We start from the raw sequence: 22,765 nt of genomic DNA on the forward strand, positions 1-22,765 counted from the left end.
GCCAGCCACAAGCTGGCTGGCCGCATCCGAAATTAAGATTGCGGCAATTCGCTGACGCCGCCGCGCTTTGCAGACCAGGGCAGCGGGTTATCGAGGAATGCTTCCACCTCCGACAGGGTCTTTTCGTCGAACAGCTTTTCAGCCCGGGCAACAGCCAGAACATCGCGCCAGGTCGTGAGATAATGCAGCTTGACATTGCCATTGGCAAAGCGCGCTTCGGCCTGTTCGAAAATGCCGTAATAGAAGAGCGCAATACCGTGATCGACAATGCCGCCTGCCGCGCGGATGGCGTCGATGAAGGTGAACATCGAGCCGCCGGCCGTCGTCAGGTCCTCAATGACGAGCACGCGGGCGCCTTCCGGCATATGGCCTTCGATCTGAGCGTTGCGGCCATGGCCCTTTGGCTTCTTGCGGCAATAGATCATCGGCAGGCCAAGACGCTCGGCAAGGAAAGCCGCGAAGGGAATGCCCGCCGTTTCACCGCCCGCGACACAGTCGAATTTCTCGAAACCGGCCTCGCGCATCACCGCCGCTGCCGCAAAATCCATTGCCGCAGAGCGAATACGCGGGAAGGAAATGAGCTTGCGCATGTCGATATAAACAGGGCTCTTCATGCCCGACGCGAAGGTGTACGGGCTTTCCGAGTTGAAGTGGACCGCCTTGATTTCCCACAACATCTTCGCAACCAGTTCTGCAACGACAGTGCGGTCAGTGAATGTGAAATGGTTCATAGGCGTTCTCCTTTTTCGGCCTTGGTTTATCGCTCCGAAAACCGGGGCCAGTTTTCGGAAAGCACAACGTCTCGGTTCAGCATTGCAGGCATCCGCAGGCGGCACCGGAACTTATGGATGCCTGTGGATCATAACAAAACCGCCGGCATTGCCGGCGGTCATCAAAAAAATCAGCTCACGTCCCAATGAAGCGGGAACATCGGATCGAATACGGTCACCGGCCCGGCGCCCGTCTCGATCTTGGCGGGAAACGACACCGGCTCATCGCGCTTCACCAGCGTGATCGTCTCCTCATTTGGCGCCAACCCGTACCAGGCTGGGCCGTTGAGGGAAGCGAAGGCTTCCAGCTTGTCGAGAGCGTTTTCCTGCTCGAAGACATGCGCAAGACAGCTCATGGTGTTGATCGAGGTATAGATGCCGGCGCAGCCGCAGGCGCATTCCTTCAGCGGATCGACATGCGGGGCGGAATCGGTGCCGAGGAAGAAGCGGGCATCACCCGAAATCGCGGCCGCACGGAGAGCCAACCGGTGCTCCTCGCGCTTGGCGACGGGCAGGCAGTAATAATGCGGCTTGATACCACCGACCAGAATGGCGTTGCGGTTGATGATGAGATGGTGAGTGGTGATGGAACCGGCGAGATTGGCCTTGGACGACTTGATGTAGTCCACGCCATCGCGGGTGGTAATGTGCTCCATCGTCACCTTGAGTTCAGGCAGGCGCTGGCGCAGCGGCTCCAGAACCGTGTCGATGAAGGCTTTCTCGCGGTCGAAAATATCGACCTCCGGCGTCGTCACCTCGCCATGCACGCAAAGCGGCAGGCCGATCTTCGCCATGCGTTCCAGAACCGGCATCGCCTTGTTGAAATCGCGTACGCCGCCGTGGGAATTGGTAGTCGCGCCGGCCGGATAGAGCTTCACGGCGGTGATAAGGCCGCTTTTCTTGCCCTCTTCCACGTCGTCGGCCTGCGTGTCCTCGGTGAGATAAAGCGTCATCAGCGGCTCAAAACGGTCGCCCGCCGGAATGGCCTTGACGATGCGTTCGCGATAGGCGCGGGCATCGGCGCAGGTGACTACCGGTGGCACCAGGTTCGGCATGATGATTGCGCGGGCGAAATGGCGACTCGTATCCCCGATCACGCCTTCCAGCATGGCGCCATCGCGCAGATGCAGATGCCAGTCATCAGGGCGGCGAAGGGTGAGCGACTTCATCGGGATACCTCGGAGCATGACGGAATTGGCGCCCGCTTAGCATCTTTCGTCACAGGAAAACAGCCGCCGAGAGGCATCGGGCGGCTGTAAATGTCATTTTTTTGAAGCGAGCCTCAGATGCCGCCCGCTTCGGGACCCCACACATCCGTCATGGCAAAGCCGTCCGCAAAGGGATCGAAGGGGTCAAGGCCGACCTGGTGCAGCCCGAAGGTGAAACCGCGGCCGGCAATGGTGGGAATGACCGCCGGACGACCTGCCACTTCGGTGACGGCGGAAAGGCCGACATCGAATTCCGAACCGATGATCGAACGGGATTTGTATTCGTCTCCCACCTTCACCTTGCCGCGCGCATAAAGCGTGGCGAGATTGGCGGAATTGCCGGTACCGCAGGGCGAGCGATCCGCCCGGCCCGGCCACATGGTGGTGCAGGTGCGGATGGAACCATCGGCATCCACATCGCGGAACATCACATAGGCCACGCCTGATATGGCGGGGATTTCGGGATGCACGACCGTCATTTCACTGTTGACGAGGTCCTTGAGGATCATGCCCGCAGCAACCAGTTTCGCTGCATTGGCCTTTTCGATGGTCAGGCCGATCTGGCGCACATCGACCAGCGCGTAAAAGATGCCGCCATAGGAAATATCCATCGTCACCTTGCCCCATTCGGGCGTGTCGATGGTCACATCCAGCTCATGCACGAAGGACGGCACCATGGTCAGCTTGACCTTTTCGCAGCGCCCGTCGCGGCATGTGGCGGTGGCCTTGACCAGACCGGCGGCCGTTTCCAGAATGACGACCGTTTCCGGTTCCTGCATCTCCACCATGCCGCTTTCCAGAAGTGCTGTCGTCGCGCAGATGGAATTGGAGCCGGAACTGGCATGCGCCTGATCCGGCTGGAGAATGACGAAGGCTGTATGGGCATCCGGGTGCTTCGGCGGCAGCAGAAGATTGACTGACCCCATGGGCGTGCCACGCGGCTCCAGCGTGAGAAAGCGGCGCAGGGCTTCCCCTTTTGGATCGGTATTCATCCAGTTAAGCTGCTCGGCCACGGTGTTGCCGGGAATTTTCGGCGCGCCGCCGGTGACGACACGGCCGATTTCGCCTTCGCAATGAACATCGAGAAGCTGCAGGGTGCGTTTCCAACGCATGGGATCTTACTCCGGAAGTTGAGCTGTTGACCCGACCATATAGGTAAAAATACAAGTTGTATACAAATCTGCGCGAGCTGGATGGCGAAAATCGCTTATGGTTTTCGCCATACACTTCTCATCGTGATCTAGCGATTTCGGCACTCCGCCCGGTTACGATTGGCGGCGGCGTCGCAATTCACTCGCGAAGACTGAACCGCCTGATCGTCCACCACGGAGCCGGCCGTATCACCAACCGATCCGACGGTGTTTTCGACAGAGCGGCCGAGCCTCTCCACCTGCCTGCCGTAATTTTCACGCGTGCGCGGATCGAAAACCGCAATGGGCGCGCTGACCACGACGCTTGCCGCCGTTCCGACAGTTTGCGCGGCACCGATGCTGACCGCGCCCAGCGCCTCCCCCAGACCGACATCGGAATCCGTCACAGTCTGGCCGGCAATGAGGCGGTCGCCGATCAGGCGCACGACTTCAGGGCTTTCTGCAAATTTGCCGTGGTTCAACCGGTCACCGGATTGCAGCTTGGTCAGATCAAGAACAGTGATGCCGGCCTTTTCCAGCTGGCTGCGATAGGGTTCGACGGAAGGGTCGATCTGGCCCAGACGGTCGACATTGCCGGAAATGCGGCGCGACAGGCTGAGCGCACGGTCATCCTGCGAGACGAACAGGGTGAATTTCGGCGGCGCCTTGCCGAAGCTGGCGAACTGCCGGCTGAACACGTCCACATCGAGATCTGGTGCTGCCAGAATGACATTGCTGATCTTCGGATCGACGCGGCCGTTGCGGATGGCCATCTGGCGCAGCGCCTCCACGGCAAGCCATGTGCCCATGGAATGCGCCATGACCGTGACCTCGCCGATCGACTTGTCCTTTGCCAGACGGGTCAGCATTTCCTCAAGCGCATCGCGCGAGTAATTGGTGCTTTCCTTGTCGTAATTATAGTCGAAAATACTCGCCCGTGACGGCCATGTGAAAACCACAGGCACGACATCCGAGCCGGAATCATAGACGATCTGCGCAAAGCGATAGACCGATTCCTCGTAACGATTGTTGAAACCGTGCACGAAGACCAGAACGCGGCGGTCCTTATGGATATGTTTGCTGATCCAGCTTTTCGTCTCCGCTTCGGAACGAACAGGCTCAACCGCCACCGTGGTGAAGTCCTTCAGAGGGTTAGGCGGCAGCTTCTTCGGCCACTGCACCTGCCCGACCTTGCGGTTGGCCTTGGGCGGAATGGAAATGGTGACGGCATCGACCTTCAAGCCGGTTCCGCGTTCGCCGCCGAAAAGCACGGCGGTATTGTCCGAGGGAGCTCGCGTGGTGGCGACCAGAAGATTGACGGGCGTGGTTCCCGCCACGGTCTGCCCTGTTGGCGTCATGACCCCGATGGGACGCCCCCCGCAGCCAGCGAGCAGGGCAACAATCGCGATTATGGCTACGAAGCGGATGGGCATCACATCATTCTCCTGCAACCCAAAGGCAGCCGGATAGCGGCCAGAGGACAGGAATTTCTACCGGAGGCGGAACTGCCGCGCCAGCAACCATCGTGCAAGCGCGGAGATTTCCGCGCCGGTGTGTCCAAACAGACCCAATTTTCCCGCCTTGCGGAGCCGAGAGACGTGATTGTGACGTGCAGGCGAGTTCTATCGCTGCGGCAGCATCGTGCCCCTTTCGCGAAGGGCATTGTGCCAGGACAGCGCCTCTTCAATGAGGTGCGGCGTATGTCCGCCGCGTGCCACCGCTCGCTGGAAATAGTCCGTTAGGGCATCGCGATAGTGGGGATGCACGCAATTTGCGATAATGACCGCAGCGCGCTCACGCGGGGCAAGACCGCGCAGATCGGCCAGCCCGATTTCCGTGACCAGAATATCCACATCATGTTCGGTATGGTCGACATGGCTGACCATCGGCACGACGCTGGAGATGGCGCCGCCCTTGGCAATCGACTTGGTGACGAAGATGGACATATAGGCGTTGCGGGCAAAATCCCCCGAGCCGCCAATGCCGTTCATCATGTGAGTGCCACCGACATGAGTGGAATTGACGTTCCCGTAAATATCGAACTCCAGCGCGGTGTTGATGCCGATGATGCCGAGGCGGCGGATGACCTCCGGGTGATTGCTGACCTCCTGCGGACGCAGGATCAGCCTGCTCTTGTAATCGGCCAGTCGCGGCATGACCCGTTCGTTCATGGCAGAGGAGAGCGTGATCGATGAACCGGAGGCGAAAGTCAGTTTGCCCGCGTCGAAAAGCTCGAAGGTCGAATCCTGCAGAACTTCCGAATACATTTTGAGATCGTGAAACGGCGTATCGATGAAACCGTGCATGACGGCATTGGCGATGGTGCCGATACCGGCCTGCAACGGCTGGAGTTCGTGGGTCATGCGGCCATGACGGACCTCATTCAGCAGGAATTCGGTGAGATGGCCGGCAATCGCCTTGGTCTCGACATCAGGTGGCAGCACCGTCGAAAAACTGTCACTCTTGTCGCTCAGGACGATTGCGGCGATTTTTTCCGGCGGCACCGGAATGAACGGCAGACCGACGCGACTGTCCGTTGCCACCACCGGAATGGGCATGCGGGTCGGGCGTTTTGCGGGGATGAAAATATCATGCAACCCCTCGAGAACGTCGGGTTGCGACAGATTGATCTCAACGATGACCTTTTCAGCAAGAATGGCAAAGCTCGCCGAATTGCCGACGGATGTGGTGGGCACGATACCGCCGTCCGCGGTAATCGCCACCGCCTCGATGATGGCAACATCGACGCCGTGGATCTGGCCGCCGCGCAATTGCTCGACCGTTTCAGAAAGGTGCTGGTCGATGAACATCACCTTGCCGTCATTGATCGCCTTGCGCAAAGCGGGGTCGGACTGAAACGGCATACGGCGCGCCAGCATGCCCGCCTCCACCATGGTCTTGTCGAGATCATTGCCAAGCGATGCACCGGTCATCAGGGTGATCTTCATCGGGTGCGTCTTCGCACGCTCGGCCAGCGCCAGCGGTACCGCCTTTGCTTCGCCGGCCCGCGTAAAGCCGCTCATGCCCACCGTCATGCCATCCTGAATGAGGCCGGCAGCCTCTTCGGCGCTGACGATCCTGTTCAAGAGGGACGCGTTGCGGATACGCTTTTCAAGCATGCACTTCTCCATGATCTGCATTCCAGATGGCGCGTCACGTGGCTGGCCACCTCACCAGTGACTATGGCGCGGAGTTTCAACGATGAAACTGACATAGATCAAGGGTGTGAAAGGGACCATGGCTTTGATCCATCAAATCTGATCGACAGACCGCAAGTGGCGCATCGGCGCGACAGGCTGCAGGGCCATCGCAGCATCGCAGCCGACCGCAACCGCTGATGAGGCGTATGGATCGCCTCATTACATACCGGAGGGTTGCCTCAGCTATTGCCTGCAGTCAGGGTCCTTCGCATGCGGAGGCCTGCCCCAGCACGACCTGCCCTACCTCGACATCATAGGCACGCATGCCGAATGTACCGAGGCTGATGACCCGGTAACAGGGGTTGCCGCCGGTCCACAGGGGATCGACAACCTCGATATCGGTGATGAAGCGATGCGCGCAGGCCTGGCCGGAACTATAGGCGATGCCTTCGGCGCTGGTGCCCGCCATCGGAACGTGGATATGGCCAAAAACAATATGGCGCACGCCGGCCGGATATCTGCCTAGACGCTGCATAACCGCGCCGTCATCATGCATGCCGATGTTTTCGAAATGCCGGATACCGCAATCCATTGGCGGATGGTGAACGAAAACCGTCACGGGCAGGTCGCCAGCACCTTCAAGCGCCTTGTCCAGCCATGTCAGGCGATCCGCACCGTACATGCCGCCGATGACATCGGCCTCGTGGCTGTCGAGAAACAGCAGCCGGCCGAATTCGGTATCGATAAAGGACTGGATATAGCCGTTTTCATCCCGTGGCTGTTCGGGAAAGGCCGCCACGAATTCCGGACGGCGGTCGTGATTGCCGAGCATCAGCCGTACGGGCAATGACACGGACGCCAAAATGTCGCGAAGGAGTTCATAGGCCTCCGGCTCGCCGTAATTGCAAAGATCGCCCGTCATCACCAGAAGGTCGGCGTCTGCGTGTTTTTCGACAATATCTGATATCGCCGCGCGCAACTGCTTCTCGGGATCCACGCCGTTTATCGCGATGCCTGGCGGCAAAAGATGGGTGTCTGTAATCTGGATGATCTTCATTGTCGGTCTCTCTGCATAAAATGGCTGCGGGAATGTGGTTCCCGCAGCCTTTTCCATGGTGTCGCTTACTTCAGCAGGGCGTTGGTCTGCTCGACGATCTGCTTGAGACCAGCTTCCGGCGACACTTCACCGCGCATGACGGTGCCGATGATATCGCGCTGGGTGCGCCAGATGCGGACGGAATCGCCACCGGGATAACCGGCCCACGGCAGAGAACGATCGGCCTGCAGCGAAGCTGTCTTCACATTCGGGTTCTCGGCGTAATAGGGAGCCAGGAAGTCGGCGCCGGTTGCCAGCTTGTTGGTCGGCAGGTAGCCGGTGATGCGCACGATGGTGTTCTGCGCCTCGGGGCCGGTGATCCACTTCAGGTACTTCCAGGCAGCATCCTGCTTGGCTTTTTCCTGCGTCAGGATAACGGCAGAGTTGCCGCCGGTCGGCACGCCGCCCTTTTCCTTGTTGTCGAGCGGGAAGGTTGCCGTCTTCAGTTTGAAGCGATCGCCAACCAGACCCTGGATTGTCTGAACGTGAGCGGGCGTCGAGAAGATGAAGCCGGTAAGGCCTGCACCGAACTGCTGGCGCGACTGGTCCCAGTCGAGCAGGTTCTGGCCACCTTCGGTGACGAACTGGCGGGTCATCTTCAGGGCGTTGAGGCCGATCTCGTTGTCGAACGCAACGGTCTTGGTCTTTTCGTCAACGAGCTTGCCGCCCTGTTCGAAAACGAGCGCCTGCCACAACCAGTCATCCGGCCAGCCATTGATGTCGTAGCTCATGCCCGCAAACTTCGGGTCGAGTGCCTTGATCTTCTTGGCGAGAGCGATCAGCTCCGGGAAGGTCGTCGGCATCTTGTCCGGGTCGCCGCCAGCCTTGGTGACGAGGTCGGAGTTGATGTAGATGATCGGCGAGGAAGCGTTGACCGGCAGGCCGTACTGCTTGCCGTCGATCTGGCCGAGAGCTGCCATCTTCGGGCTGTAGTTCTTGTCGAGGAAGGCCTGACCGCCTTCAGCCTGGATGAAGGGGCTAAGATCTGTGATCTGGTTGCGCGGTGCGAGCGTGTGCACCAGTTCCGCCGTCAGGTTGTAACCCGAGAAATAAACATCGGGCAGATTGCCGGTGACGGCGGAGCGCAAGACCTGCTGCTGGCCTTCATTGTAGCCTGCGGCCGGAGCGAGGAAGTTGATCTTCACATCCGGGTTCTTCTTCATGAATTCATCGGCCAGCGGCTGATGGAATTTCGTGAAACCCGGCAGGTTGTAGAGAACGTTCAGCGTGATTTCGTTGGCAAGAACCGGCGTTGCGAGGCCTGCAAAGGCCACGCCGAGTGCCAGACCGCCCATCAGAGCGCGTCGGTTGATTTTCATGTCATTCTCCAAAATGGGTTGGGAGGAGGAGTTCGAACGACGTCACTTGACGCCGGTCATGGTAATACCGGCGATGAAATGCCGCCGTGCGAGGAGGAAGCACAGCACCATTGGCGCGGTAATCAGTGTTGCGCCCGCCATCAGGGCACCGTAATTGGCGCCGGATTCGACATCCGCAAAAAGCATCATGCCGAGCGGCGGCGGGGCGAGATTGGTGTCGGAGACCACGATCATCGGCCAATAAAGGTCGTTCCAGTGGGCGACGAGCGAGAAGATCGAGAAAGCCGCGAGCGAAGGCAGCGAGCCGCGCAGCACCAGTCCCCAACAAATCTCCATTTCCGAAAAACCATCCATGCGGGCCGCTTCGATGATTTCATCCGGGTAGCTGCGGAAGGACTGGTTGAACAGGAAGATGGCGAAGACCGACAGGAAGAACGGCATCATCATCGCGAAATAGGTGTTCAGCAGTTCCGTCTTCGCCAGACCGACGAAAAGCGGCAGGGCAAGTGCCTGAATTGGCACGCAGAGTGCCGCGATGATGAGACCCAGCAGCAGCTTGCGACCCGGAAACCTGAGCTTCGCCAGCGCATAGGCCGCCGGCACCGATGTCAGGACCTGCACGGCGAGGATGCCGACGCAGACGATGACGCCGTTCAGCATGAAACGTGCCATCGGCACCTGGCTCGCTGCGCGGGTATAGTTTTCGACGGCATCGAATTTCGCCGGGATCGGCCAGAGCGAGACGTCGAATATTTCCGCAGGCGAGCGGATCGACGTCAACATCATCCAGTAGAACGGCAGGAGCATCACGAAAGCGCCGAGTGCCAGCACGAGATGCGGGAAGTATTTGCGGAGCGCGGCCATCAGTAGTGCACCTTCCGGTCCATATGCAGCGTCTGGCCGATCGAGAGGATCAACACGATAGCGAGGAAGATCACCGTCAGCGCAGCGGCATAACCGGTGTTGGAATATTCGAACCCTTCAAGATAGAGATCGAAAAGCAGGGTTTCGGAACCGAAGCGGCCCTTGGTCAGCACGGCAACCGTCTCAAACACCTTGAAGGCCGAGATCGAGGTGGTGACCACCACGAACATCGTCGTCGGCCCCAGCATTGGCCAAGTCACCGTCAGGAACCGGTCGATCGGGTTTTTCGCGCCGTCCAGTCTCGATGCCTCGTGCAGATCCTTCGAAATGGCGGTGAGGCCGGCGAGGAACAGCACCATGTTGAAGCCCAGAACCTGCCAGACACCCATCAGCGCCATGGTGGGAATGAGCAGGACCGGGTTGGAGAGGAACGCGACGGGCTCGAAGCCGAACCACTTGATCGCCGCATTCACCGGGCCAAGCGAAGGATGCAGCAGAAATTGCCACACGGTCGCCATGGCGACGAGCGTTGCGGTGACGGGCAGGAAATAAGCGACTTCCCAGAAGGCACGGCTGCGCTTGCGATTATAAACGAGCAAAGCCACGCCGAGCGCCAGGAAAACGCCGAAGGGAATGACGATGACCGCATAAATGGCCGTATTCGCCAGCGCGCGCAGGAAGACCGGGTCATGGAAAGCCTTCACGAAATTGTCGAGACCCACAAAGCGGGTGGAGAGTGCGCCGAGCTTGTAATCTGTGAGGGAAAAACCGGCCAGAACGAATATGGGAACGATATAGATCGCCAAAAGCAGCAGACTTGCCGGTGCCGCGAACATCAGGCCACGCCAGATCATCCGCCGGTCCGCCTTCGAGAGGCGCGGGCGAGGCTTTGCGCGCGTGGCCGAGGAAAAATCAACCGCCGTCATGCCGGCACCATTTCACGCACCGTCGTCTTGCGACGCAGGCCGTCTGCGGCAAAAAGATGCACGCGCTCCGGCGCAAAGCCGAGGTTCATCACGCCGTTCTCATCGGCGCCCAACACCTCGCCTGCGGCCTGACGCAGGGTAATGGCGACTGTCTCGTCGCTCAGAAGACGGCAGTTCACGAAACGGTCCGCGCCATGGGTTTCGCTGCGGGTCACCCGCACCGCGAAGCCTTCGGCACCCGGGCGCAGATCCTCGGCGCGAAGGCCAAGCGTCGCCGGGCCGGCATCACGACCAGAGGCCTCGACGCCAAGATCGCGGCCGAAAGCCGTGACCTTACCTCCAGCATGGATTTCCACCGGCAGCAGGTTGATCGACGGCGTGCCAATGAAGCGCGCAACCGTCAGTGTCGCCGGTTTCCGGTAAAGCTCGTCCGGCGTGCCCAGTTGCTCGATACGACCTTCCGACATCAGCGCGATGCGGTCCGACATTGTCATCGCTTCGATCTGGTCATGGGTGACGTAGATAAACGTCGCGCCCAACCGCCGGTGCAGCCCGGCAAGCTCCTCGCGCATGTGGGCGCGAAGCTTTGCATCTAGGTTGGAGAGTGGTTCGTCCATGAGGAATGCGGCAGGCGAGCGCACCAGTGCCCGGGCTAGCGCCACGCGCTGGCGTTGGCCGCCTGAAAGCTGGGCTGGCTTGCGGTCCAGCAGATGTGCGATCTGCAGGGTCTCGGCCGCCTGTTCGACGGCAGCATCGATCTGGCGCAAAGTTTCGGCAGGCGCCGCAAATCTTCCGATCAGCGGCAAGCGTGCAGCAAGCGGCAGACGTCGCATCCGAAGCGGCGTCGCGATGTTCTGGCGCACGCTCATATGCGGATAAAGCGCGTAGGATTGAAACACCATCGCCAGATTGCGGTCACTTGGATCGATCTCCGTCACATCCTGACCGCCGATCGTTACCGAACCGCGATCCGGCGTTTCCAGCCCCGCGATGATGCGCAGCAGCGTTGACTTGCCGCAGCCGGACATGCCGACGAGGGACAAAAATTCTCCGGGGCGGATGGAGAGATCGATCTCTTTCAGAACATCGTCAGCTCCAAAGCCTTTTCCGATACCCGAAAGTTCAAGTGATTGTGGCGTCATTCTGCGCTCCTTTTCTGGAGCGCATATGCTTATATTGTATGACAATATGACGAAGGTTTGCAGAAAGTTCCGTGACACTGAAAAGCCCGGCAATCCCGGCTCATCGCCATGCCTTGAGATACCGACCTTGACAAAAAACCGCTAATATCAGGGGGCAGTTCGACTATCCGAGCTCGACGCTTGTTCACCGGCCCTGCGAGCCTCGCGGGCCAGGTTTCTAAACGGCTGCAAGAATCACATGAGCCTGAATTTTGGTGACGACTTCGTCGCTGCCATAGCGCGCTTCAATGGCGGATGCGGCGCAGTCCGTCGCGGCTTCAAGTTTTCCCGGCGCTCTGGCTTCGATTTCGGTCCGGAGAACGGTTCCCTGACAATAGGCGATGGCAGGAATGCGCGGTGACGATGCACGGCTTTGCGCCGCTATCGTCTCGATCACCACCCGAGAGAAGCCGGCACTTTCCAGCTCACCACGAATCAATGTCGTATCGTGGTAGCCGTGCGGGGTGCGGACCATGAAGCGCGGCGGATCGTCGGGAAACAGGCTTGCAAGGGCGTTCGTCACCTCATTCGCGAGATGATTCTCCTCGATGCGGTCCCATACGTTGAATAAATAATGGCCGCCGGGCTTCAGCACCCTCTTCGCTTCGCGATAGGCAGACGGGCGGTCGGGAAAAAACATCGCACCGAACTGGCAGATAACGAGATCGAAAGCAGCATTTTCGAACGGCAGCGCCTGAGCGTCGGCTTGGCGCCACTGGATGCGATTGTCGGGCACCTGGCGCGACGCCGCAAAGTCGAGCATCGGCTGGTTGAGGTCTGTCACGACATAGTTTGCGGCGGGCGGTAATCCTGGTGCCAGTTCACGCGTGACAACCCCGGTACCTGCGGCGATTTCCAGAACATTGATCGGCGTCAACGCCGCCGCCCGCCGTGCCAGATCGCGGGCGAATGGCTCGAAAATCAACGGCACCATATAGCGGTCGTAGTTTTCCGGGATAGAGCCGGCAAAAACCTTGTCCGTTTCCAACATGGCTTTCACCCTGCGGTCAGCTGATGACCCCGGAACTTTAGCACATATAAGGGAAATTCGGAATCTGTTCGCCACGTGGGTTTTACGGATATGCCAACAGTACCGATATTCTATCGACACAACAAACAGCTTTAGGCAAAGGCCGTATCATAGTATTTTTGTGGGAAGAGAAATGGCGCACCCGAAGAGATTCGAACTCCTGACCCCCAGATTCGTAGTCTGGTGCTCTATCCAGCTGAGCTACGGGTGCGTGCCGTTCCGGTCATTTCCGGTGGCGTGGCGATCCTCTAAAACGTCCTCATTCCGATTGCAAGCGATTTCGTTTCGAAATTGTCATTTTTCCGCAGCAATTCACGTATCTTATTGATTACACTAGAAATTCCATCAAGGGCATTTTTGAGTGGCCATATGGGGCGCATATTCCGGGAGGTGCGGCGATTGTGCAGGACCTTCTTCAGGCGAAGTGGTCAGGCGGTCCGAGCGGCGTGTACGGAGGCGGCGCGGTCGGCGATCTCGATGCGAAACTGCGTGCCGGGACCGGGTTTTTCGACAAGCGCTATCGTGCCGCCATGGGCAAGCACAAGTTCCCGCGCAATCACGAGGCCGAGACCGGTGCCGCCTGAGCGGGCCGATCCCCTGAAGGCGGAAAACAGGTTCTCTTTCGCCTTGCGCGGCATTCCCGGCCCGTTGTCGTCTATCACGATGCTGACGACGTTGCCCGCCCTCTGGGCTGCAATCGACAGATGCCGAGGCGACGCGTTCGCCGTGTCGGATTGCAGTGCCTGAACGGCGTTGCGACAGAGATTGTGGATCACCCGGAAAAGCTGCTCGGCATCCGCATCGACGGTGAGATCGGGCGGCACGCTATCGTGAAACTCGATGCCGCTTTCCGGATCGAGCGCCAGAATGTCACGCACATCCCGCACCAGAAGACTTAACTGCACCGTCTTGCGTTTCGGCGCGCCTTCCGTCGCCTGCCCGTAGGCCAGAACCTCGGTTGTATAGGCCACGGCGCGGTCGATCGTGCGCAGCAGTTTCGGCGCAAAGCTCCTGACCATCGGATCCTTGGCGTCCACCAGCCGGTCCGACATAAGCTGTGCGGATGACAGGATATTGCGCATGTCGTGGTTGATCTTCGAAACCGCCAGACCGAGATCCACGAGGTTTTTCTGTTGCCGCAGGGTTTTCTGCAACTCCGTCTGCATGTCGGCCAGGTGACGGCCCGCGACGGACAGCTCGTCGCTTCCCTCCTCCGGCACGAAAATCCGCTCGGGATTGCCCGGTTCCTCGGAAAAACGCTGCATGCCGAGCGTCAGGCGACGTATGGGCCGGATCATGATGCGGTTGATGGAAACGAAGATGAGACCGGCGGTGACAAGCGACAGGACAATGGAGATCAGGAAAACATTGCGGGCATAAGCCAGCATCGCCGCCCGTAGTTTGTTTTCACCCAGCACGAGTTCAATGATGGTATCGCTGTCTCCGACCACATCGAAAACACGGATGACGCGATTGCCGCCAAACAGCAATGTGGAGAAGGCATCCCGCACCGCTGCCAGTTGCGAGACATCGGATAGATCATATTGCTCATCGACCCCGGGTGGCGTTTCCGCCACGGCAAGCAGGCGCGATGTGCCATCCTTGCGCAGCGCAATCAGCTTCGCCCCGGTGGCCATCAGCGTGTCGTTCTGCACGCTCCGCGGCAATTCGGCCTGCAAGCCATCGATCACCGCGCCGGCTGCTGCCGCCGTGTTCAGACGGTCCCGCAGCCATGAAAGGCGCATATTGGCGACCGAAGGCACGAAGATCAGCACTTCCGCAATCATCACGAAAATAACGGTGAGCAACAGCAGGCGCCCGGAAAGCCCCCCGGTCAATCCCGGCATGCAGTGCACCGGATTGTCTTCCGTGCCGTCCAAGCTGTCTACGCCTTTAGAAAACACCGGGCCCTGATCCTGTATGCGCGCCGCCGCTTCGGTGGAACGGCTCGGTTTATATGCAAGCACGATAATAGGACCTAACAGATATTTTTCAAATGCGTTGCAAAACAAACGTTTCCATCGCCTGAAAAACAAAACGCCGCCCGGGAGGGCGGCGTTTGACTTAGAACCGGTCTCAAGCGAAACCGCAGGCGGAATGGCTTAGAACTCCTGCCAGTCCCCGTTCGCTACGGCAGCGGCTGGTTGGGCGTTGAGAGCGCGGCTGACGCTGCTCATCAATTTACGTGCCGGAGAGGCCACGGCCGCTGCCCTTCCGGACACCGCCACGGGCCGCATCGGCTGTTCTGCGCGAGAGCGGATCTGACCATCCTCTACGCCGACCTTGAAGCGCGACACCAGCGTGACGAGATGGCCCGCTTCACCGCTCAGCTTGTGGGTTGCGGCCGAGGTTTCCTCGACCATTGCGGCATTGCGCTGCGTCACCTGATCCATCTGGTTGATGGCGGTATTCACCTCATGCAGGCCGGTCGACTGTTCCCGCGCCGCGGTAGCGATCGAATGGATATGTTCGTTGATAGCCAGAACGCGGGTCTCAATCTCGCCCAGCGCGCTGCCGGTTCTCTGCACCAGCGACACACCGCGTCCGACCTCTTCGCCGGATTTTGTGATCAGCGCCTTGATGTCCTTCGCAGCCGTCGCGGAGCGTTGCGCCAGTTCACGCACTTCCTGTGCGACGACAGCGAAGCCCTTGCCCGCCTCACCCGCACGCGCGGCCTCAACGCCGGCGTTCAGCGCCAGGAGGTTGGTCTGAAAGGCGATCTCGTCAATGACATTGATGATCTGGCTGATTTCCCGCGAGGCATGCTCGATCCGATCCATGGCGGAGACGGCATCGCGCACGACATTGGCGGATTCTGCCGTCTTCTGCTTGGTCTCGGCAACCATGGTGCTGGCTTCCTGAGCCCGATCCGTGGAATTGCGAACGACGGCGGTGATTTCGTCGAGGGCGGCGGAGGTTTCCTCCAGTGCCGCAGCCTGCTGTTCCGTCCGCTTCGAAAGATCGTCGGCCGCCGAACGCAATTCGTTCGCATTGCCGCTGATGCCTTCCGTGCTGCTGCGCACTTCCCGCATCGTCTCCCGCAGCTTGGCCAGCGTCTCGTTGACATTGGTCTGGAGCTCGGCGAACACGCCGCGGAACTCGCCATCCATCTTTTCCGTCAGATCGCCCCGCGCCAGACCTTCGATGACGCGGCTGGTCTCGGAAACACCATTGTCCACGCCGGTGAGCAGGGCATTGATCGTCGCAGCGAAACTATTGAGGTTTTCGTCGCCGTAATCCTTGTTGATGCGGCGGCTGAAATCGCCCTGGGCCGCAGCGTCGACGACAACGGCCATGCCGGCCTGCAGATCATCGCTCTTGGCACGCATGGCGGTTTCCTGCGCATTCATGCGGCGCACTTCACGACCGTTCTTCTTGAAGACTTCGACTGCCGCTGCCATTTCGCCGATTTCGTCGGTCCGGCCGAGATAGGGAACGTCCGCATCCAGATTTCCGTCCGCAACGGCATTCATCACTTCCGAAACCTTGCGGATGGGCGCGCTCAGCTGCCGCGCTCCGATGTAGAGGCCGAACGCCGCGCCGGCCAATATGCCGCTGCCGGTGACGATGATGACCAGCCAGAAGGTCGTCGTTACAAACCCGTCGATGCCCGCCTTGACGGCTTCAAGCCCGGCGATGTCATTCTTCACGACAGCATCGATTTCCGCCTGATAGGCTTTGCGGTTGGCCCGGTTCGCGTCGTTGTTACCCTGCTGGTTGGCGGCCTGCGGGCCGGCCTCGCGGGCAAGCCGCGCCGTTTCCAGACGGAAGGCCTTGAATTCCTTGAAGCGACTGGAGAGATTGTCGAAGGCCGCCTTCTGTTCTGCCGGAACGAGAGGGGTCCAGGTTGCGATCAGCTTCTCCATGGCGTCGAGGTTCTTGACGATGCCATCAGCAAAAGGTGCCGCCTTTTCGATATCGGGCGCAGCGTAGACCCCGCGCGCCTCCATGACGACCGCAGTCACAAGCCGGTTCAGCGCTTCACCCTTATAGGCGCGCTCCGCTGCCTTTTCGTATCCGACCGTGCGCACCTGAAATTCGCTGACCGCATATATGGACAGGCCGCCGATGGTGCAGGCCACAAGGCTCATAAGCCCGACAAGAAGATTGATACGACCGCGAATTCTCAATTTCGTTCCCCCAAAAGCCAGCCGCACGATGGAAAATGGGAAGCTGGCATAACTTTTCCCATCACAACATTTATCAATGCCGCCTTAAGAAAGAATTTCAGAATTTACCGATCGTGCGATCGGAATGCGCCCGCAGCGCCCGTGAGCGAAGCCAATTTCATGGCGCTTCCACAAAAGGTGAAGCGCGAAAACCCCTTCGGCAATTGACTTTGCTCGGCCTATGCCCTTATAAGCCGCGCACGCTCGGCCATTAAAAGCTCGCCCAGGCGGGGTTAGCCGTGCAAAAAACGAAACGCTCTTGCAAATAGTGCAAATTCAAGAAGGGCCGCACACCGCGGTATTAAATAAATGTCGAAGCGTACATTCCAGCCATCCAAGCTTGTTCGCAAGCGTCGTCATGGTTTCCGTGCCCGTATGGCTACTGCCGGCGGTCGCAAAGTTCTCGCAGCCCGCCGTGCGCGCGGCCGCGCAAGTCTGTCGGCTTAATTGCCGTCTCTGTGGCCCGATGAAAGTCGCGGGCACATGAGCAAGACAAAAAAACTGCCCGGCCGGCTTAAAAACCGGTCGGATTTTCTTGCCGTGCAGACGGGGGAAAAGCGTCGGGGAGGCACCTTTCTTCTGGAGGTCCTCGACAGGAAAACCCCGGAAACCGAACCTCGGGTCGGTTTCACCGTAACGAAAAGACAAGGCAACGCGGTCGAGCGAAATCGCATGCGCCGCCGTCTCAAGGAAGCCGTCAGGCTTTCTGCCGGATTCGCAATGAAGCCCGGCCATGACTATGTGATTGTCGCCCGCAGGGACGTGCTCGAGACGGCCTTCCCGAAACTTCAGTCTCTCCTTACCGAGCGAATTGAAGGAACGGCGAAACCGAAACGGTCCCAGGACACCCGCTCCAGGAAAGAATGATGGAAAAGAACCGCAATTACTTCATCGCGATAGCCCTTTCGGTTGTCATCGTCCTCGCCTGGCAATTCCTTTACATGAATCCACGCATCGAGCAGCAGCGCCGCGCCGAAGAGGCCCGCCAGGCGCAGCAGCAGACGACGCAGCAACAGCCGGCACCGGGTGCCGCACCCGGCGTGACCGTCGACGGCGCACCGCCTGCCTCCTCTACGCAGGCCGCCGCCACGGCGACGCGTGAAGAAGCTATTGCAAAAAGCCAGCGTGTCGCCATCGACACCAACGCCATCGCCGGCTCGATCAATCTGACCGGCGCCCGCTTCGATGACATCCGGCTCAAGGGCTACCATGAGACCGTCGATGACTCGAGCCCGATCATCACGCTGTTTTCGCCTTCCGACACCAAGGACGGCTACTTCACCGAACTCGGTTACGTTGGCGGTGCCGATGCCGGCAGCGTTCCCGGTCCTGCGACCGTGTGGACACTCGCAAGCGGCGACAAGCTGACGGAGACCACACCGGTTACGCTGAAGTATACCAACCAGAATGGAGTCGTTTTCTCCCGTACCGTTTCGATCGACCAGCATTACATGATCACGGTCAACGACAAGGTCGAGAACCCCGGGCAGGCGCCCGTCTCCTTTGCCACCTACGGCCGCGTGACGCGCAACAACAAGCCCGCAATACCGCCCGTTTTCGTCATCCATGAAGGCTTCCTCGGCGTCTCGGGCAAAGACGGCAGCCTGACGGAAGAAAAATACAAGGATGTCGAAGAAACCCCGGTAACGATTGCCAAGGCGACCGGCGGCTGGCTCGGCATTACCGACAAATATTGGGCCGCTGCCATTGTGCCGCCGCAGATGACACCGTTCGAAACGCGTTACTCGCACATCAAGGGCAATCAGCCGAGCTACCAGGCCGATTTCAAGAGCGACACGATGACGGTCGAACCCGGCCAGTCCATCGAACTGAAGAGCCTTGTCTTCGCCGGTGCCAAGGAAGTGCCGCTGGTTGACCGCTATGAAACCGAATATTCCATTCCGAAGTTCGACCTGTTGATCGACTGGGGCTGGTTCTACTTCATCACCAAGCCGATGTTCAAAATGATGGATTTCTTCTTCCGTTATTTTGGCAACTTCGGTGTGGCCATCCTGCTGACCACCATCGTCGTCAAGGCTCTCTTCTTCCCGCTCGCCAGCAAGCAATATGCATCCATGGCGAACATGAAGCGCATGCAGCCGAAGATGGAAGAGCTGAAGGCCAAGCATGGCGATGACCGCATGGCCATGCAGCAGGCGATGATGCAGCTCTACAAGGAAGAGAAGATCAATCCGGTTGCCGGCTGCTGGCCGATGCTGCTGCAGATTCCGGTCTTCTTCGCGCTCTACAAGGTCATCTACGTCACCATCGAAATGCGGCATGCACCGTTCTTCGGCTGGATTCACGACCTTTCCGCGCCAGATCCGACCTCGCTGTTCAATCTGTTCGGCCTTCTGCCCTACGACGTGCCGCACTTCCTGATGATCGGCGTCTGGCCGCTCGTCATGGGCATCACGATGTTCCTGCAGATGCGCATGAACCCGACCCCACCCGATCCGACACAGGCGATGATCTTCACCTGGATGCCGCTGATCTTCACCTTCATGCTGGCTTCGTTCCCCGCCGGTCTGGTTATCTACTGGGCATGGAACAACACGCTGTCGATCTCGCAGCAGGCCCTCATCATGAAGCGTCACGGTGCCAAGATCGAACTGTTCGATAATCTCAAAGGGCTATTCAAGCGAAAGCCGGTGCAATCGAAATGAGTGAAACCGGCCCGGCAACCGAAAAGCCCCTCTTTGGGCGACCCTGGATATTCATTCGCGGCGTTCCCGCGATGAAATTCCTGCCGCCCGAAGGCCCGCCGGAGATTGCCTTCGCCGGACGTTCGAATGTCGGCAAGTCTTCGCTCATCAATGCGCTGGTGGGCCACAAAGGCCTTGCCCGCACCTCCAACACACCCGGACGCACGCAGGAACTGAACTACTTCGTTCCTGAGGGTTATTCCGGTGAGCCGGGCGACCTGCCGCCGATGGCGCTGGTCGATATGCCGGGTTACGGCTATGCGCAGGCGCCGAAGGACCATGTCGATGCCTGGACGAAGCTCGTCTTCGATTACCTGCGTGGACGTGCGACGCTAAAACGCGTCTACGTGCTGATCGATTCCCGCCACGGAATAAAAAAGAACGACGAGGAGGTTCTTGGCCTGCTCGACAAGGCGGCCGTGTCCTATCAGGTCGTGCTGACGAAGACGGACAAGATCAAGGACGTTGGCGTTCCCCGGCTGATCAGTGAAACGCTGGAGAAAATCCGCAAGCGTCCCGCCGCCTATCCGGAAGTTCTCGCTACCTCTTCGGAAAAATCCTTCGGGCTGGATAGCCTGCGCGCCGAGATCGTACGAACGGTCTCGCTCTAAAAGACCATCGCCTTCATGCGATGGTGAAAAGCAGGACGGCGGTCCACAGCATCGCCGTCAATGCCAGAAGCCGCCAGAAACGCACGGAATTCCACACCTCCAGAAGCATTGCGGCGAATATGCTGCCATTGCGAAGCGGCTGGCCCTTGAATGGCAGACCGGAGCGAAGCGGATCCCTGTCAAGCAGGGCTGCAACGCCCGCTCTTTCGCGATATTCGGTTTCCGCCAGATTGTCCCGCCAGCGCCTGACCATGGCCGCAAACTGGCGGTCGCGTTTGACGCGTTTTGCAAGCTCCGCCATGCTTTCCGGTGGCAAGGCACCCAGCACATATTCGCCAGCGAGTACTTCGTCCCGCAAACCGCTTTGCTTGTCTCGATCCGGTACGGTCATATGTTTTCAAACTCCTCGGTCGTTCAGGCCAGCATCGTTTTTTGCGATGCGCAACGATCCTCCGTCGCCCTGCTGAATAACCCCTCCCCTGCTCGCCACAAGGCTGGTCCGATTGGTGCTTTATGTCAATCTTATTACGCGCCGCAGGCCGCCCAAAAGCGGAATTTTACTATGCGCCGACACAATATGGCCCGGAGGTTACTTCATTCATTCACCCCGCGTATTCACCTGTCTTTGCAAACGCATCGACATGCCGAATCTGCGCATCCTGCACCGCAAAAATCGATTCCGATTTTTGCTCCGATGCTGTAGAGCGATGAAAGGCTCTCAAGGGCCGCAACCACAGACCGAGGTTTTTCCATGACTGCTTCCGAAAGCGAGACTCAGGCGCGGCTGCTCGCACAGGCTCTGCCCTTTATGCAGAAATATGAGAACAAGACCATCGTGGTGAAATATGGCGGTCATGCCATGGGCGACTCAACACTTGGAAAGGCTTTTGCGGAAGATATCGCCCTGTTGAAGCAGTCCGGTATCAACCCCATCGTCGTGCACGGCGGCGGCCCGCAGATCGGCGCGATGCTGACGAAGATGGGCATTGAATCGAAGTTCGAAAGCGGCTTGCGCGTTACCGATGCCAAGACAGTCGAGATCGTCGAAATGGTTCTGGCCGGCTCGATCAACAAGGAGATCGTCGCGCTCATCAACCAGACGGGCGAATGGGCCATTGGCCTGTGCGGCAAGGACGGCAACATGGTCTTCGCCGAAAAGGCCAAAAAGACCGTCGTCGATCCCGACAGCAATATCGAGCGCGTTCTCGATCTTGGTTTTGTCGGTGAAGTCGTCGAGGTCGACCGCACCCTGCTCGACCTGCTTGCCAAGTCGGAGATGATCCCGGTCATCGCCCCCGTCGCTCCCGGTCGCGATGGCGCCACCTACAACATCAATGCCGACACCTTTGCCGGCGCAATTGCCGGTGCGCTCAACGCCACCCGCCTGCTGTTCCTCACCGATGTGCCCGGCGTGCTCGACAAGAACAAGGAACTCATCAAGGAACTGACGGTCTCCCAGGCGCGTGCGCTGATCAAGGACGGCACGATTTCCGGTGGGATGATCCCGAAGGTCGAGACCTGCATCGAGGCCATCAAGGCCGGCGTTCAGGGCGTGGTGATCCTCAACGGCAAGACCGCCCATTCCGTTCTTCTGGAAATCTTCACGGAAGGCGCCGGCACGCTCATCGTGCCCTGATACGGTTCATGTGGCGGACGGGAATGCCTGTCCGCCACGACAACACTTTCAGCCGAATATCAGAAGCGACAGCACGCCGAGCACGATCAGCAGGCAGCCCGAAAGTTCAAGCCGGTTGATCTTTTCCTTGAAGAAAAGCACGGTCGAGGCGAAGGCGAAGAGCATCTCCACCTGCGCCAGCGCCTTGACCACAGCCGCCTGTTGCAACGTCATCGCCGTGAACCAGCCGAATGACGCCGTGGCCCCCACGAAACCGACCGCAAGCGACGGTTTCCACGCCTTCGCGATCCGCCGCAATTCGTCCCTCTCCCGCCATACGATCCACAAGAACATCGCCAAGGTCTGCGTCACGATGACAACGACGAGGGTAAAGCCGGCCTGCATCACCGCATCCGGTTCCGGCAGGCTGGGTGCTAGCGCCAGCGAGGCCGAACGGTAAGCGACAGACGACAGGCCGAAAAAAGCCCCCGAGGCGAGGCCGATGCCCGCCGTCCGGCTGAAGATGGAGGTGAGAATGGAGGCAGGGGTCACTTCCGTGCGCGCAACCGAAATCAGCATGACGCCGGCCACCGAAATAGCGATGGCCGCAAGAGTGCCGCCATTGACGCTTTCGCCAACGAAAATCAGCGCAAACAATGCCGCCTGCGCCGGCTCAGTTCGGGAATAGGCCGTGCCAACCGCGAAGTTGCGGAAGGAAAACAGGTGCACCAACAAGAAAGTGGCGGCGATCTGCGCCATGGCCCCGACCATCGCCCAGACGGCGAATGACATGTTCGGCACCGGCAGCGGCCGGCCAAGTACACCATGCAGAAAACCGAGATAGGCAAGAGCGAAGGGCATTCCAAAAACGAAGCGCACGAAAGTTGCGCCCGTGGTGCCCATCATGCCCTTCAGGTGCTTTTGCAGGGTCGAGCGCAGGTTCTGCAAGAACGCGCTTGCGAAGGTTATGCCTATCCAGAGTTCCATGATCTTGGCGGTAT

20 protein-coding genes and 1 tRNA gene are annotated in these 22,765 nt (G+C 59.3%); 5 read left to right on the forward strand and 16 right to left on the reverse strand.

The annotated features are described in order from the left end of the window. Positions 1-32: 32 nt before the first annotated feature. From J5276_RS12815 to J5276_RS12880, 14 genes are all read right to left on the reverse strand, one after another. Positions 33-731, reverse strand: coding sequence for an orotate phosphoribosyltransferase (locus tag J5276_RS12815; protein ID WP_003514873.1), 699 nt, complete (start codon positions 729-731; stop codon positions 33-35). 170 nt (positions 732-901) lie between these two features. Then, positions 902-1,939 (reverse strand): dihydroorotase, encoded by a 1,038-nt coding sequence (gene pyrC / locus J5276_RS12820; protein ID WP_013635404.1) that lies wholly within the window; start codon positions 1,937-1,939, stop codon positions 902-904. A 113-nt stretch (positions 1,940-2,052) separates the two neighbouring features. Beyond that, entirely contained in the window at positions 2,053-3,090 is a 1,038-nt protein-coding gene (locus tag J5276_RS12825; RefSeq protein WP_038489725.1) for a 4-hydroxyproline epimerase, read from the reverse strand. Positions 3,091-3,218: 128 nt separating this feature from the next. Continuing rightward, a complete protein-coding gene (locus tag J5276_RS12830; RefSeq protein WP_111795025.1) occupies positions 3,219-4,541 on the reverse strand; it encodes an alpha/beta hydrolase in 1,323 nt (440 codons plus the stop codon). A gap of 189 nt (positions 4,542-4,730) precedes the next feature. After that, entirely contained in the window at positions 4,731-6,227 is a 1,497-nt protein-coding gene (locus J5276_RS12835) for an acetyl-CoA hydrolase/transferase family protein (RefSeq protein WP_013635401.1), read from the reverse strand. A gap of 277 nt (positions 6,228-6,504) precedes the next feature. Continuing rightward, complete coding sequence (locus J5276_RS12840; protein WP_065661601.1) at positions 6,505-7,305, reverse strand: phosphodiesterase; 801 nt, start codon at positions 7,303-7,305, stop codon at positions 6,505-6,507. A gap of 65 nt (positions 7,306-7,370) precedes the next feature. After that, positions 7,371-8,663: an ABC transporter substrate-binding protein gene (locus J5276_RS12845; RefSeq protein WP_025592292.1), complete on the reverse strand. Its 1,293-nt coding sequence runs from the start codon at positions 8,661-8,663 to the stop codon at positions 7,371-7,373. 42 nt (positions 8,664-8,705) lie between these two features. After that, positions 8,706-9,527 (reverse strand): carbohydrate ABC transporter permease, encoded by an 822-nt coding sequence (locus J5276_RS12850; RefSeq protein ID WP_111782841.1) that lies wholly within the window; start codon positions 9,525-9,527, stop codon positions 8,706-8,708. Further along, positions 9,527-10,453, reverse strand: coding sequence for a carbohydrate ABC transporter permease (locus tag J5276_RS12855; RefSeq protein WP_111782842.1), 927 nt, complete (start codon positions 10,451-10,453; stop codon positions 9,527-9,529). Before J5276_RS12855 ends, J5276_RS12850 begins: the two co-directional genes overlap by 1 nt. Beyond that, positions 10,450-11,595, reverse strand: a complete 1,146-nt coding sequence (locus J5276_RS12860; RefSeq protein ID WP_013635397.1) for an ABC transporter ATP-binding protein — start codon at positions 11,593-11,595, stop codon at positions 10,450-10,452. The genes J5276_RS12855 and J5276_RS12860 overlap by 4 nt, the downstream gene beginning before the upstream one ends. A gap of 217 nt (positions 11,596-11,812) precedes the next feature. Beyond that, a complete protein-coding gene (locus tag J5276_RS12865) occupies positions 11,813-12,625 on the reverse strand; it encodes a class I SAM-dependent methyltransferase (protein ID WP_003514854.1) in 813 nt (270 codons plus the stop codon). Positions 12,626-12,798: 173 nt separating this feature from the next. Next, positions 12,799-12,875 (reverse strand) — tRNA-Arg (locus J5276_RS12870). A gap of 217 nt (positions 12,876-13,092) precedes the next feature. Then, positions 13,093-14,511 (reverse strand): HAMP domain-containing sensor histidine kinase, encoded by a 1,419-nt coding sequence (locus tag J5276_RS12875; RefSeq protein ID WP_034501842.1) that lies wholly within the window; start codon positions 14,509-14,511, stop codon positions 13,093-13,095. A gap of 255 nt (positions 14,512-14,766) precedes the next feature. Then, positions 14,767-16,794, reverse strand: coding sequence for a methyl-accepting chemotaxis protein (locus tag J5276_RS12880; RefSeq protein ID WP_112154861.1), 2,028 nt, complete (start codon positions 16,792-16,794; stop codon positions 14,767-14,769). A 348-nt stretch (positions 16,795-17,142) separates the two neighbouring features. On the opposite strand from J5276_RS12880, the gene rpmH reads away from it, so the two are divergent. The 4 genes from rpmH to yihA are packed head-to-tail and all read left to right on the forward strand — an operon-like array spanning position 17,143 to position 20,149. Further along, positions 17,143-17,280, forward strand: coding sequence for a 50S ribosomal protein L34 (gene rpmH / locus J5276_RS12885; RefSeq protein ID WP_013635393.1), 138 nt, complete (start codon positions 17,143-17,145; stop codon positions 17,278-17,280). A gap of 36 nt (positions 17,281-17,316) precedes the next feature. Then, positions 17,317-17,700: a ribonuclease P protein component gene (rnpA, locus tag J5276_RS12890; RefSeq protein ID WP_003514841.1), complete on the forward strand. Its 384-nt coding sequence runs from the start codon at positions 17,317-17,319 to the stop codon at positions 17,698-17,700. Further along, a complete protein-coding gene (yidC, locus tag J5276_RS12895) occupies positions 17,700-19,499 on the forward strand; it encodes a membrane protein insertase YidC (RefSeq protein ID WP_003514840.1) in 1,800 nt (599 codons plus the stop codon). The genes rnpA and yidC overlap by 1 nt, the downstream gene beginning before the upstream one ends. Continuing rightward, positions 19,496-20,149, forward strand: a complete 654-nt coding sequence (yihA, locus tag J5276_RS12900; RefSeq protein WP_003514838.1) for a ribosome biogenesis GTP-binding protein YihA/YsxC — start codon at positions 19,496-19,498, stop codon at positions 20,147-20,149. The genes yidC and yihA overlap by 4 nt, the downstream gene beginning before the upstream one ends. A gap of 13 nt (positions 20,150-20,162) precedes the next feature. On the opposite strand, the gene J5276_RS12905 is transcribed toward yihA, so the two are convergent. Further along, positions 20,163-20,540 carry a hypothetical protein gene (locus J5276_RS12905; protein WP_003514836.1) on the reverse strand — a complete coding sequence of 126 codons (378 nt, stop codon included), beginning with the start codon at positions 20,538-20,540 and terminating at the stop codon, positions 20,163-20,165. A 360-nt stretch (positions 20,541-20,900) separates the two neighbouring features. Here J5276_RS12905 and argB point away from each other — a divergent pair, with 360 nt between their 5' ends. Then, the gene (argB, locus tag J5276_RS12910) at positions 20,901-21,785 is read left to right on the forward strand and encodes an acetylglutamate kinase (protein ID WP_003514834.1); all 885 of its coding nucleotides are present in this window, start codon (positions 20,901-20,903) and stop codon (positions 21,783-21,785) included. 48 nt (positions 21,786-21,833) lie between these two features. On the opposite strand, the gene J5276_RS12915 is transcribed toward argB, so the two are convergent. After that, positions 21,834-22,751 (reverse strand): DMT family transporter, encoded by a 918-nt coding sequence (locus J5276_RS12915; protein ID WP_111804431.1) that lies wholly within the window; start codon positions 22,749-22,751, stop codon positions 21,834-21,836. Positions 22,752-22,765: the final 14 nt, after the last annotated feature.

It is taken from the genome of Agrobacterium sp. S7/73, from assembly GCF_019355535.1.
Taxonomy (GTDB): domain Bacteria; phylum Pseudomonadota; class Alphaproteobacteria; order Rhizobiales; family Rhizobiaceae; genus Agrobacterium; species Agrobacterium tumefaciens.